Source organism: Oligoflexus tunisiensis (assembly GCF_001748245.1).
GTDB lineage: Bacteria > Bdellovibrionota_B > Oligoflexia > Oligoflexales > Oligoflexaceae > Oligoflexus > Oligoflexus tunisiensis.
Map to the genome: position 1 here is coordinate 1,136,105 of NZ_BDFO01000001.1, position 12,843 is coordinate 1,148,947.

Consider the following 12,843-nt stretch of genomic DNA (forward strand, 5'->3'; position numbering starts at 1 on the left):
GGCATGTTACGGTTCGTAAACATTGCAGCTTTACTCGCGGGTCTTTTCCTGGCGACGCTGGCCTTCGGTCAAAGCCGGGAGCAGATCAGCCAGGAGCTGGACCAGGCCAAGGATCTTCTGCATGACATTCCTGAGAAGGCCCGGACCCTGCTCGATAAAATCGGCGCCTGGCCCGACCTGAAGGATCATCCGGATCTGCTCTTCAAGAAGATTCACCTGCTGATGGACTATGAAAGCCGGGTCAAAGTCTTCACGCAAACCGAAGCGCTGCTCGAGGAAGGCGCCCGTCTTCTGCCGCAATTAAACGATCCCAAGGCGGAGATCGATCTGCTGCTCGCCCAGGCGGCCTATGCCTTCGAAGGGGAAAAGATCGATGGCATCGGCACCGCGCTGGATCGTGCCTATGACCTTAGCCTGAAGCTGGGTGATGTGGAATCCCAGGCCATTATTCTGTCGGAACAGGGCAATCTCGATCGCATGGAACTGAATTATCAGGGGGCGCTGATTCAGTATCTGCAGGCCTATGAGCTGATCAAGAGCCGGCCCATGACGGATGCCTATGCGCGGGTGACCAATCAGCTGGCCGTCTTTTATTTGGATGGCCTGACAGTTCGTTATGATGAGGGCATCCAGCTTCTGGAGGAACTCGTGCAGCAGGCGGAAGCCTCACCGAAACCCAGACGTCAGGACCTGCAAATTTTTGTCAGCAACCTCGGCTCCGCCTATGCTGAGAAAGGCCTGCATGACAAGGCACGAAAAAGCTTTGAGCGTGGTATTCAACTGGCTTATGAAATTGAGGATTGGACCGGTCTCGCCTACTGCCAGGGTTATATCGGTGGTGTTCTTTTGCGCGAAAAAAAGTGGGCCGAAGCCCTGCCTTATTTCAAAAAATCTCATCAGTATTTTTTGAAAACCAAAAACCGGGCCATGATCATCAACGGCGCGCAGAGACTGATGAGCGCTTACCTTGAACTGGGTCAGGCCCAGGCGGCCGCGGAATATTGGAAGATCGTTCAATCCGCCCCGGAAAAAATGCTTCCGCTTGATCAAAGGGTGGAGCATATGCGACTCAAAGGGCGTCTCGCGGCTTTGCAAGGACGCTGGAAGGAGGCCTATGAGGCCTTCGAGCAAATGAACCGGCTGGAAGTGAAAAAGAATGCCCAGAAGAATGCTGACAGTGCGCGCTATTATACGGCCCTCTTCAACCTTGAACACAAAGCCCAGGAAAACCGGCGCCTCGAACAAAAGGGGCGCATGCAGGTCATGCACCTGGAAAACCGTCGCAAGCAGGGTGAGGTTCTGAGCTGGATCCTCATTTCGGTGTCGGTCATTGCCATGATTTTCGCGGTGGATTTTTTCCGGGTCCGCAAGCGACGCCGGAAAATTCAGGATCTTATGGATAGCGTGCACAAAAGTCTTCTGCAGCGTTATCTGCCGACGCAAACGGTTGAGGCTGTGCTGGCGGGACAGCAAAGGCTCGATGAGGAGCCGGTGCATAAGATCGTCAGCTTCCTGCACTGTGAACTCTGTGATTTTACCCGGGCCACGGAATTGCTCGGACCCTTGCGCATGGGGCGCATCCTGAATGTTTATCTGAATGAGATGATGGAGATCATTGGCCGCGAAGGCGGGATGATCGATAGCTTTGTTAACGGTTCGCTTCTGGCTGTCTTTGGCGCTCCTTCCACGCTGCCTGTGGAGCAGCAGGCGCAGGCGGCCGTTCGCTGTGCCCGACTTATGCAGGATAAACTCCAGGAACTGAATCGCAACTGGCAGCGAACCGACGGCTGGGTCTTTGCCATGCGCATCGGCATGCATCAGAGTGAAAGTCTGGTCGGCTGCCTGGGCCCGCAAACTCGCAAGGAATATACCGCCCTCGGTCCCGGCGTGGAGACTGCGCAACACATCTGCGGTCGCGGTGCACCGGGTGATACCCTGGTTTCCGCAGCCCTGGCCACGCATCTGGAGGCCGGGAATCTGCAGAGCCGCAATCGTCTGCGATCGGGTCAGGATGGTGAGATCTATACTCTTTTGCGAGCCAGTGCCTGAGGCAAGCTCAGGGAGCGGTGAGCAGGCGACCCAGGAAGATGCAATCCCAGCCCATGGAATGCTGCTGAGCGTTCTCGGCGGTATCGCGTTCCCAGGTCCATTGTTTGGTTTCCTCCGGCTCCTCACGCGGACAAAGGTTCTCCAGATCCTCCCGGAGACGCACTCTCGATCCTTCCTGAAGATACTGGAAAAAAAGATTGTCCGGCTGGCGCTCGATGATGATGTTGATGAGATCCCCTTCGAAGGAAAAATTTCTGCCGATTTTCTGGTAGAGGAAAAACATCACAGCCTTTAAATGCAGCGCATAGCCCAGGGGAGCCTGCGAGGCTTCGGCCACGAGGGTATTCTCGCCGATGGTTTTCATTTCCTTATGCAGAGGCAGCTCGAGATATTCCCAGACACGACGCATCATCGTCCACATGCCGGGCGTGATAAAACAGCGTCCGTCGTTGTCATCCCGACAATAGCGGTAGGTGCGCAGCTGACAGTTGCCGCCGACATTGATCTGACAAACCGAGTTCTGATCGATCCATTGCAGCCAGCTCTGCGCTGCGGCTTTATCCTTGGATGCCATGAGCCAGGCGAGCACACCCAGAGCCATATCACGGGAAAAGGAATTGGCCGCTTCCACGCCTACGCGCCGTGGGGAACGCCAGAATTTTCCCGTGGAATCCTGAGCAGCCTGGACGGCCTGACAGCCGGCCTCTTCACCTGAGAGACACAGAAGACCAGAAAAAAGTGTAGCGTCGCCATCATCGCAGTCGCCCTTGGAAGGATGACCCTCACAGAGCGGAGCCCAGCTGCGCCATTGGGCAAGGGGCAGAGTTTCTGCAAGAGGTTCGAGGGGCTCCGGAGACGACGGATTGTCGACGGATTCTGTCGCAGGATCAGGATCTGCTGACATTTCCGTATTCGCATTGGCATCGGCGGTCTTCGCCATGCGCTCCGGCGCGGGTGAGGCCGGTTCGGAATCCGGAGCCCCGCAGGCGGTGAGCAGCATGATTTCAAATATGAAGAAAAGTCGAACTCCTGTCATATGTCCAGCCTCCACAGCGGAGGCATCGGCAGGGTTCAGCACAAAATTGAACCGATCGAGCCAAGCCCGCCGAAGTGTTCAGGCTTTCCCGCTTCATACAGGACGGCCTGGAAAAATATGCAATCCGTGCAGGATCATTCCAGCTTTGCAGAAGAATTGCTAAGATGTGGGCGCCATGGGCGGGATGGACTGATTGTCATGAAAAATGCTGACGCGGAGCACAACAGACCTGTGAACTCATACCAACCAGGACACAAGGAATTCGGTGTCACAGGCTTTGTGGAATTTGCTGCGAGCGAAGTTCCACCGGTGCTGGCTCAATCCGGTCGAGCCGGAGCGCGGGTCGATCGGGACGAGCGTTACATGGCCATCAATCCCGCGTTTCGCAAGCTGATCGATTCAACTCTGCGGGATGATGTGAAGAGCAGTCTTGGGGATGTCTGGGATGCCGTCAGTTGCGAACAGCTGATCCGACCCGCCCTGGAGCGTTGCGGCACGGAAGGAGTTCAGATCGTTCAAGGTTGTCGCCTGCGGGATGATCCCTGGCATCGGACCTTTGATATTTATCTTTTGCCTGAATCTGGCAGCGAATGCATTCTGCAGATCATCCATGAGGTGCCGGCTCCGGCCCTGAGCGATGCTCAGATCGAGGAACTGCGCCGCCTGCGGGCCATCGTGGATCTGGCGCCGGTGCTGATATCAATCAAGGACCGCTACGGAGTGGTGCGCCTCACCAATCGCATGTTCGGTGTGCTCAAGGGGCCTTCGCCCGAAGCGTATATCAATCGCAGCGTGTTTGAACTCTTTCCGCATGAGGTGGCCACACGTCTCTGGGAAAACGATCTGGCCGCATTTCAAGCCGGACACGCTGTTGAGGCTGAGGAAACCGTCCAACATGCTGATGGAACCTTTCATACTTATCTCACCTATAAGTACCCTTTGATTCAATCCAACGGCGAGGTGGGGGAAGTTTGCGCCATTTCCATCGATATTACCGCGCGCAAATATTTTGAGCAGCAGGCTCTGGAGGCTATACATAAGGCCGAGGAAGCCAATCAGGTGAAATCTGATTTTCTGGCTCACATGAGCCATGAGATCAGGACTCCGCTGACCGTCATCCGTGGTTATGCGGATCTGATTGCAAAGAAAAGTGGAGCGGAACCCGATACCATTCGGCATTGGAGCAACAGTGTCGTGCGGGCCAGCAAGCAGCTGGAACTTATTATCAATGACATCCTGGACCTGTCCAAGGTCGAAGCGGGGATGATCGAACTGGAAAAAAAACCGGTGGATCTTGCGCTGCTTCTGCATGAGCTGGAAAACAGTTTTGCCCTGAAGGCCCAGGAAAAAAAGCTCGACTTTCGGGTCCGTCTGCAGGGGGATGTGCCGCGATGTATCATGATGGATGCTCTGCGCTTTCGCCAGGTGCTCGATAACCTTGTGAGCAATGCCTTGAAATTTACGGAACGTGGTTCGGTGGACGTGCTCGTCGAACGAGGCCCCGGAGCGCAGGAGCTGCAGGTTTGGGTGCGTGACACCGGCATTGGGCTCAGTGAAATGGAGCAGGGAAAACTTTTTCAGCCCTTTGTGCAGGCCGATGGTTCCATCGCCCGAAAGTTCGGTGGCACCGGCCTCGGGCTGGTGCTGGCCAAACGTCTGGCGCAACTGCTGGGGGGCGATGTTGAGATCCATCGCAGCGCGCCCGGAGCGGGAACGGACATGCGGATGATTCTTCCCATCGGCTCTACGGCCGGGATGAGCTGCAGCGCTGGAAGTTCCCCATCCGGATCGACTTTATCGATGGAGGAGTCGCAGCGGCGTCTGCAGGGACGGCGCCTGCTGCTGGTCGAGGATGCCGATGATATCCGGGAACTTCTGCGTTATCTGCTCGTGCAAAATGGAGCGCTGGTGGCAACAGCGAGCCTGGGTCAGGAGGCCTTGACCCTGGTTGCCCGGCAGGATTTTGATGTGGTGCTGATGGACCTGCAGATGCCCGTGCTGGATGGCATGCAGACCATGAGCGCCATGCGGGCACAGGGCTTTAAGGGATCCATCGTGGCGGTGACCGCGCATGCCCTGAATGGGGAACGGGAGCGTTGCTTAAAGGCTGGATTCGATGAGTTTTTGACCAAACCCGTGCAATTGCCTGAGGTGTTGAATGTCCTCGAGCGCATGCCAAGAGCCAGGAAGAGCGGATCCTATCCCTGTTAGAGTGGCCTCATGAGCTGGCTGGAAATTTAGAATCACATCGAATCACATCAGATCCGTCAAGGTTGGTTGACTTTAATCGGTACCAGCTTTATGAGAGACTCCATGCGTGGGTAAGTCCAAATAGACAGGAAGCGGGATGTCATGGATCTGCAGAAGCTGGAAGAACTCTTTGTACGCGGCGAACATCATATCATTCTCAAGGAAACCGTGGATCGACCGGACTTTCGCCGTCCAGCCGAAGGCCAGCCCTATCTCATCGGCTCACTCTGCTTTGTCGGCCGTCTGCCCGAGGCGCGGACCCTCCTCGGTTTGTGGCGCCCTCATCTGAGTGACGATACTCTCGCTGCATCCCTCGCCTATGTCGCCATCGCGGCTGCAAGGCAGGGCAGTCTCTCGGAGGCTCTGCGCGATTTACGGGAACTGGGGCGCATCCAGCGCCGGCATCCTACGCCTTTGTCCCAATTCTTTCGCCACCAGGCCACGGCCTTCTATTACTGGCGTCGTCATCGCATTTCCATTGCCCTGTATTATGCGGAGCAGGCCCTGTCGGCCGCCTGGGCCGCTGAATTTTTCTTTGGTCGTGCGCTGGCCACCGATCTGATGGGACATTTGCAAATCAACCTCGGTCAGATCCAAAAGGGAATGGCCTCGCTGGAAAAAGCGCATCAGTATTTTTCCAGCCTGGGTCATTGTCAGCATGTGCAAATTATCGAAACAGCTCTGGCCGGTTATCAGCTGGAGACCAAGCCCTTCGGTGCCGATGCGCTGGCCAGCTTGCGCCAGAAAATCGGCAGTCTTTCGCTTGAAACCAACAACTATTCGCTCAGCTATCTCTACCTGGAGCTCGGGCATCAGCTCGCTCTGCGCGGCGATCTGCAGGGCTCATCGGAAGCTCTCGATGAAGCAGGCGGATTGATTCAGCGCTTTGGCCATCGTCGACACCATGGCCTCCTGCTCTTCCGCAAAGCCTACCTCGCTTATCTGAGCGGACGTGATCAGTCAGCCATACAGTACCTTGATGATCTGAATCGTTTTGCTCGGGAGGACTTTGACGAACGCCTTCTCATCAAGGTGAGCGGCCTGAAGCGACTGATTCGTAGGGAAGAAGATAGCCCGGACATGCAGAGGTTTGTTCAGCATTGGCTTCGCAAATATAGTTATGCCATCTCAAGACGGATTGAAATGCGACGGCATGGGCAAAAGCAAACAGCGGACTGGGCGCAGGACCCTATGGGTGATTTCCTGGACAGTCTGGAAAGCCCGGATCTGAGCGCTCTGGCCAAGGTTCAGCACATCCTGAAGTCAGGCCTGCTGTCCTTGCTTTATAAGCAGTTACCCATCAGCCGGGAGGATCGCGTCCTTTATTTTGATCTGGAACCGCAATCGCTCTTTATTTTTGATCAGGGAGATATCATAAAGTCCGAAGCGGCGGTGACTTTGCAGATGCAGAAATTCGTTCGCCTTCTGCTGAACGGTCCCCAGACCAAAGCCGCCCTGGTGGAAGGGATCTGGAACTATACATACCACCCACTTCGACATGATCCATTGATCTATGGACTTGTCTACCGGCTTCGCTCGGTGCTGGGATCACGTGAGGACTGGATCAATTCCCATGGTGAGGGTTATTGCCTGCGCCCCGATATCAAGGTGAATTTTTTCCCGCTGTATGAAAGTCTCCCGGTGGCAGCGGCGGAAGATGATGAAAGGAGTCATTCAACCGATCTGAATATTCGTCAGCTCAAAATCCTGCAGTACCTGCGGGAGAATGAGACTGTGGATATTCAAGCCTATGTGCATCTCTTTCAAACGTCGAAGGTCACCGCGTCGCGCGATCTGTCGAACCTGACGGAACGTGGATTGCTCATGCGCACCGGAAAAGGCCGCAATACGTGTTACGCACTACCGCAAAACATCCAACTGGAAGAAGGAAATCACATATGATGAAAGTATTTATTGGTCTGATCTCGCTCTGTTCATCCGTTCTCTTTGCGCAGGACTATTACGCTCCCACCAGCAAGGACAAGGAGCCGCTGGCTCGTTTTCCTCTGAGTTTCGAGGTGCAAAATGGAGTGATGCTGTACACCCTTCCGGCGGAATTGACCGGTGTTCCCAACAATGTTCGTCTGGACCTGCAGAGCGAAGTTGATGGGATTCGCACCTTTTCGGGCCCCAAGGGAACGGCTGTCTGCATGGGTGTCGGAGATGAACCCGGCTGCGTGGTCAGACATAAAGGCCTGCAAATGAACAAGGAGCTGGCAAGAACCGCTATACTCCGACGCTTTGAGGATCCCCAGCTGCAGCGGGACGCTCTGGCTATCTCGTCCGAATTCATTGAACATTCCGGCAACGAACCGATCGGTTTCCTCGGTGCCTTGAAGAGACGATCCATCAAGTGGGTGAACGCGGCCCCTGCGGGACGGTGGTCCACCTATTTTGTGAATGAGCGCGATGGCGGCCGTGGCGAGGTGAATATCTCCTTTGTGGAAACATCCGATGGCTATCAGTTGACCTATCCCAATGGCTCCCGAGGCGATCTCAGCAAGGTCCGCTGGACGGCCTTCCATGCGGCGGGAAACTGGGCCGCAGCGGGCAGCGAGGGTTGGTTTGATTTCAGCTTCAATGAAGAGATCAATAAGTTTGAAGGCTTTTTCGGTTCTTATAAGACAACCAGTGGTGGGACGGTTAAGGTCCGCGAGGGTCGCTGGTATGGTGAGCGGCTGAATCGATAACGAAAGGCGGCAGACCAGGAGAGGCTGGCCTACGATCAGCCTCTGCCTTCTCCAAAATCCGATAGCGATAAAGCGCCAGCAAAACCTCGTCCGCTAAATCCGCCTGATACTCCCTCTGCAACGTCCTCCGCGTTTCTGCTAACGACTGCCGTCCATCAAACGCCACGAGCATGGGATAAACAATGCCCGGCAATGCCAGCGCATCATACTCACTATAAGCCGACAGAGCGATCTCCCCACTCTCCAGCCAACGCATGGTGACCTGCGGATTCAGCTTCAATCGATCCGGCAGCTCAGTTTCCTTGCAAACGTCCAGCTTGCGCTGCACATCGATGCTCTTGATCCGCCCGTCCAGTCCTAAAATCTTTTGAACGTCCAGGGCGCTTAAACCCGAAACGATCTCATAACAGTTTCGATAAAATTCCTCTTCACGCCCCGCATACTGTCGCCAGAGTCTCGCATAAAGGGCCTCATCGGGCGCCTCCCCATCCAGCTGCTCCTGAGTCAGACCCTCCTGGCCGTAGTAGGCATTCATCGCATCATCCAGCACCAGCTCGGCATCCAGCCGCAGCATCGCATACCGGGAAAGCTGCCTTTCCACCAGACTTATGTAACCCTTCAGGCTGACCCAAAAATTCAAACCATCCTTGCCTGCTTCATATTTGCAATACCAAGTCGAACAAACCGCCTCCCGATAAGCCCAGATCGTACAGGCTCCCTCGTCCGACGCATAATAAGGACAACGCAAACGCGCCGCCTTCCCAAAGGAATCCTTCGCATGATTGTAAAGGTGTTGATCCAGAAGGGAGGATGCGACCCACCACGGCGTCACCCCAATCCGCGAATGAATCCTTTCCCGCATCCTCCGCTTTCCTTCCCCCAAGGCCGGTCGTTCGTCCTGCAGCAGCCCGCCGACCAGATAGTTCATCAGCCGCGGATAATACGTACAGCATTTTGTATCTGCCCGAAACAGATGCCGCTGCGCTGCTCCCAGCGCCGAGTCCCTCTGCGTCATGCCGCAATTCGAACAGTTGGCTTTCGTCTCACGCGGAATGGTTTGTTGCATGATGTCGGGCAGCAGCTGTTCATAAAGCGCCGGAAATTGATCGTGAAGATAAAGCATAGGGCCACTCTCCCGTTCATGATAAAACCGGATCCTAGCATGACCACAGCCCTTATCGCGAATGTGAAGGATTGCGCAATCTCACCAGTGCAGCCAGGATCCTCCATTCCGCCCTCTCCTTCATCATGCTACCTTGCGAAAGGGAGGCAGCATGATCCCGATTCGCGATACAATCCCATCCAGGCATGCGCCGATTGCAACGGTTTCGCTGATCATCATCAATGCGGTAATTTTCCTTTTGCAAAGCTCCATGCCGTTCGAATACCGCGAAGTGCTCGCCTATCTCTTCGGCCTTGTGCCAGCCCGTTACACGTCCCCGGACTGGCGAGCCGCCCTGGAACTGATGCCTACACCCTGGCCTTTTGTCACGCATATGTTTCTTCATGGCAGTTTTTTCCATCTCTTTGGCAATATGTGGTCCCTTTGGTTGTTTGGTGACAATGTCGAGGACCGCATGGGTTCCCTGCGCTTTCTGGCTTTTTATCTGCTGTGCGGACTGATCGCGGTTCTCACCCACATGTTTCTCAATCCGGACTCAACCCTTCCGACAGTCGGGGCATCGGGGGCCATCGCCGGTGTGATGGGGGCCTACTTCACGCTCTTTCCGCGCGCGCGGCTGATCATGTTTTTTCCGGTGCTCTTCATCCCGATTTTTTTCGAGATGAGCGCCTTTTTTTATCTGGGCTACTGGTTTCTTATGGAAGTGATTCGGGGGACCGCCACACTCGATGTTGTCGAGGAAGTCGGTGGCATAGCGTTCTGGGCTCATGTCGGTGGTTTTGTGGCAGGCTTTATCCTCTATCGCTTCTTTTTGCTCTCCTCAAGAGAGTATCGACCGTGGTACCCGGATGAGGCCATCGACGATTATCCGTACCGTGGATTCTGGAGGTAAGGCGTGGACGTCAGCACACTCTTCTGGATCTTTTTATTCTACATGGCTCTGCAGCCGGCTTTTCGGCAAAAGATGCTCGATAGTTCACGGCAAAAAATGTTGGAACGCATCGAGCGGCAGCGCAACTCCCGGGTCATCGTTCTGGTGCATCGACAGGAGACCATGAGTTTTTTTGGTCTCCCGCTCATCAGCTATATCAATGTCGAGGACTCCGAACAGGTGATCCGTGCCATTCATCTCACGGACCCCGAGGTGCCGATTGATCTTGTCATCCACACACCAGGCGGCCTGGCCCTGGCCGCGCTGCAGATTGCCCGGGCCGTGAACAAGCACAAGGGCAAGGTCACCGTTTTCATCCCGCATTACGCGATGTCCGGTGGCACGATCATCGCTCTGGCTGCCGATGAAATTGCCATGTGCGAGCATGCCGTGCTGGGTCCCGTGGATCCTCAGATCGGCGGCATGCCGGCCGCTTCCATCATCAAGGTTCTTGAAAAAAAACCGATCGCCGACATTGATGACAAAACCCTGATCCTCGCGGATCAGGCGGAAAAGGCACTGACCCAGATTGAAGAAAGTGTCTTCGAGCTTCTGGCGGATGACATGCCTGCGGAAAAAGCCCGCAGTATTGCCCAGACCCTTTCCAGTGGAACCTGGACGCATGATCATCCGATCACGTTTGAAAAGGCCCAAAGCCTCGGTCTACCGGTTTCATCCAATGTGCCGATTGAGATCATGAAGCTCATGCAGCTTTATCCGCAGCCTGTTAAGAAACGCCCTACGGTCGAATATACTCCATCTCAACGCGGCATTGAGCGTGAAAACGGGACGGAGGCGTGACCAGGATGATGGATCCCACGACATCGGAGACGGAACCTGATCATGACCTTGTGCAGCTGACGGGACAGGATCTTCTTCCGGAGCAAATTTCCTTTCCGGAGCGAACGCCGGCGGATCCCGTCGCTTTTGTCGATGAAAAGAGCGGGAGAGCTTACATCTATGGAACGCAGGTCGAGGGCAGCGGCATTACCTTTCTCCGTTATCCCGATCTCAGTACTCTTCTGTAGGGTGGGGCTTTCGAACGCCTGAGTCGGGATGTTGAGCTGCCCAATGGCCAGAAGTTGCAGGGCAAGGAAGCCATCTGGGACACCTTGCGCCTGGCCTTTCGTCATCTGAAAGAAGCCTTCCCGGATATTGAAACGTTTTACGCGCAGAACGGAATCCGCTCCGGCAGCGACATGTATTATGGTGGGATCGCCCTGAATCCAGATGGCACGCTCGGCGATTTTCCGAGGGACAACTGGCGACGGCGCATCCATCCCATCATGGAACGACCGGATGGGCAGCTGGAAGTGATCGCCGCACCCGTCTTCAATCCCATTCCACCCGAAGCCAAAACCAGCGATTATATAGGCTTTGGAATGCTGCCGAGTCTGCCCGGCAATTACCTCGGTCATGCCTATGGCCCCAACTTCAAACTGGTCGGATCAGGGGATTCGCAAAGCGGCCGCACGGAATTATGGATGATCCATGAAGAAGTCTGCCGCCGGGTCCGCATCCACGATAAGCCGGTGGAAATCACCGAAATCTTCGCGCGCCGCATGATCACACCATTCCTGGCTGAATCGAACAGCGTCCGTCTTGTGAGTGTCGAAGCCCCCAATGGAAGCCTCGCACCGGATGCCTGCCGCGGGCCGCTCCTGAATTACACCAAGCTGCTGGAAGGGTTCCGACCCACCCGGGTCGATGCGGACGGCATTCGCATCGTTCATCGCGCCGAGCGATCCGGGTCCGGCGCCATCACCTATGTCCATGATCCCGAACTGGCTCGCAAGGAATACTTCTTTCTCACCGGAAGCAGCGGAAATTTCAGCGGTGATGATTATGATGTGATCATGGCTGTGCGGGAAAGTTCCGCCATCGGCCCCTATCGGTTGATCACCGAAACCGGAAGCCCACGCTGGAAGCGTTATCTCCGCTCCATCAAGCGAGCCCATGGTTTGTCCTGGGCCGGTCGCGGCAGCTTCATCAGCGACGAGCACGGGCGATGGTTTCTGCTCTTTCACGCGGTGGATAAAACGCTGAAGCCGGGAGGTTCCTATACCGGCGTGATTCCTCCCAACACCGAGGAATACCATCGCAACATCTACCTTGTGCCCATTGAGTTCGTGATCAATCCCGAAGGCGAACCGGATCTGCGGGTGATGGGGGCTGACGCCGCCGAAGGTTAAGGGGACTTTGCCTCGCTGCGTTTGGATTCATGCTGACGAATCCAGTCCTTTGATTCCTGTAACGCCTGGAGTGCCCTTTGATAAAGGCCGGGATCGCCCTCCTTCAAAACTTTCAGAAGAGCTTCCGCCTCGCGGATATAAACGCGACCGAAGCCGGCATCATGCCGCGCAATATCGGGAGCGTTGGAAATAATATCGGCGAGCTTCACTGTTTTCGCTTCAGGCCTCGCTTGGGCCAAATGCTGACGGTCGAGCTCCTTGCGTCGCGCCCGATTTCCATCCTGCGGCCTGGACACATCCGTGAGGTTCTCAACCAGAACCGCAACCTCAGGGCCAAATGCGGCCTCAACTTCCGCCAGCGTCACCTCCGTGTCTTCCACGACATCATGCAGCCAGGCGGCGGCGATGGTCCTGGGATCCGCGGTAACCGAGGCCACAATTGCCGCCACATCACGAAGATGGACTTCATAAGGCTCGCCCGAATATTTGCGCCGATGGTCCTTTTTGCGATGCGCGGCCTCCGCAAATGACTGCGCCCTTTCCACTAAATCTGACATGAACATCCTTTCTGA

At 55.5% G+C, this 12,843-nt stretch carries 11 protein-coding genes; 8 read left to right on the forward strand and 3 right to left on the reverse strand.

What is annotated here, in order from left to right; genetic code table 11:
• The first annotated feature begins 3 nt into the window (after positions 1 to 3).
• Complete coding sequence (locus tag OLTU_RS05010; protein WP_141731659.1) at positions 4 to 2,049, forward strand: tetratricopeptide repeat protein; 2,046 nt, start codon at positions 4 to 6, stop codon at positions 2,047 to 2,049.
• Between the two features lie 7 nt (positions 2,050 to 2,056).
• Here OLTU_RS05010 and OLTU_RS05015 read toward each other — a convergent pair whose 3' ends face one another.
• Complete coding sequence (locus tag OLTU_RS05015; protein ID WP_141731660.1) at positions 2,057 to 3,085, reverse strand: hypothetical protein; 1,029 nt, start codon at positions 3,083 to 3,085, stop codon at positions 2,057 to 2,059.
• 231 nt (positions 3,086 to 3,316) lie between these two features.
• On the opposite strand from OLTU_RS05015, the gene OLTU_RS05020 reads away from it, so the two are divergent.
• From OLTU_RS05020 to OLTU_RS05030, 3 genes are all read left to right on the forward strand, one after another.
• A complete protein-coding gene (locus tag OLTU_RS05020) occupies positions 3,317 to 5,296 on the forward strand; it encodes a PAS domain-containing hybrid sensor histidine kinase/response regulator (protein WP_218109846.1) in 1,980 nt (659 codons plus the stop codon).
• A gap of 141 nt (positions 5,297 to 5,437) precedes the next feature.
• On the forward strand, positions 5,438 to 7,237 hold the full coding sequence (locus OLTU_RS05025) for a DeoR family transcriptional regulator (RefSeq protein ID WP_141731662.1): 1,800 nt from the start codon (positions 5,438 to 5,440) through the stop codon (positions 7,235 to 7,237).
• A complete protein-coding gene (locus tag OLTU_RS05030; protein WP_141731663.1) occupies positions 7,234 to 8,025 on the forward strand; it encodes a hypothetical protein in 792 nt (263 codons plus the stop codon). The genes OLTU_RS05025 and OLTU_RS05030 overlap by 4 nt, the downstream gene beginning before the upstream one ends.
• On the opposite strand, the gene OLTU_RS05035 is transcribed toward OLTU_RS05030, so the two are convergent.
• Positions 7,979 to 9,148, reverse strand: coding sequence for a hypothetical protein (locus OLTU_RS05035; RefSeq protein ID WP_176736341.1), 1,170 nt, complete (start codon positions 9,146 to 9,148; stop codon positions 7,979 to 7,981). The genes OLTU_RS05030 and OLTU_RS05035 overlap by 47 nt on opposite strands.
• A 151-nt stretch (positions 9,149 to 9,299) precedes the next feature.
• Between OLTU_RS05035 and OLTU_RS05040 the strand changes: the two genes are divergently transcribed.
• From OLTU_RS05040 to OLTU_RS05055, 4 genes are read left to right on the forward strand one after another with little or no spacing between them, the layout of a single operon-like run.
• Positions 9,300 to 10,040 (forward strand): rhomboid family intramembrane serine protease, encoded by a 741-nt coding sequence (locus OLTU_RS05040; protein ID WP_141731664.1) that lies wholly within the window; start codon positions 9,300 to 9,302, stop codon positions 10,038 to 10,040.
• Positions 10,041 to 10,043: 3 nt separating this feature from the next.
• Positions 10,044 to 10,880, forward strand: a complete 837-nt coding sequence (locus OLTU_RS05045; protein ID WP_141731665.1) for an SDH family Clp fold serine proteinase — start codon at positions 10,044 to 10,046, stop codon at positions 10,878 to 10,880.
• Complete coding sequence (locus OLTU_RS05050; protein ID WP_141731666.1) at positions 10,877 to 11,107, forward strand: hypothetical protein; 231 nt, start codon at positions 10,877 to 10,879, stop codon at positions 11,105 to 11,107. Before OLTU_RS05045 ends, OLTU_RS05050 begins: the two co-directional genes overlap by 4 nt.
• 54 nt (positions 11,108 to 11,161) lie before the next feature.
• Entirely contained in the window at positions 11,162 to 12,271 is a 1,110-nt protein-coding gene (locus tag OLTU_RS05055) for a glycoside hydrolase family protein (RefSeq protein ID WP_141731667.1), read from the forward strand.
• Here the strand turns inward: OLTU_RS05055 and OLTU_RS05060 are convergent.
• Positions 12,268 to 12,828 carry an HD domain-containing protein gene (locus tag OLTU_RS05060; protein WP_141731668.1) on the reverse strand — a complete coding sequence of 187 codons (561 nt, stop codon included), beginning with the start codon at positions 12,826 to 12,828 and terminating at the stop codon, positions 12,268 to 12,270. The genes OLTU_RS05055 and OLTU_RS05060 overlap by 4 nt on opposite strands.
• Between the last annotated feature and the right edge of the window lie 15 nt (positions 12,829 to 12,843).

Bases quoted from the DNA above. Each gene is read 5' to 3' on its own strand.
- OLTU_RS05010 (WP_141731659.1), top strand. From the start codon at position 4: ATGTTACGGTTCGTAAACATTGCAGCTTTACTCGCGGGTCTTTTCCTG.
- OLTU_RS05015 (WP_141731660.1), bottom strand. From the start codon at position 3,085: ATGACAGGAGTTCGACTTTTCTTCATATTTGAAATCATGCTGCTCACC.
- OLTU_RS05025 (WP_141731662.1), top strand. From the start codon at position 5,438: ATGGATCTGCAGAAGCTGGAAGAACTCTTTGTACGCGGCGAACATCAT.
- OLTU_RS05030 (WP_141731663.1), top strand. From the start codon at position 7,234: ATGATGAAAGTATTTATTGGTCTGATCTCGCTCTGTTCATCCGTTCTC.
- OLTU_RS05035 (WP_176736341.1), bottom strand. From the start codon at position 9,148: ATGCTTTATCTTCACGATCAATTTCCGGCGCTTTATGAACAGCTGCTG.
- OLTU_RS05040 (WP_141731664.1), top strand. From the start codon at position 9,300: ATGATCCCGATTCGCGATACAATCCCATCCAGGCATGCGCCGATTGCA.
- OLTU_RS05060 (WP_141731668.1), bottom strand. From the start codon at position 12,828: ATGTCAGATTTAGTGGAAAGGGCGCAGTCATTTGCGGAGGCCGCGCAT.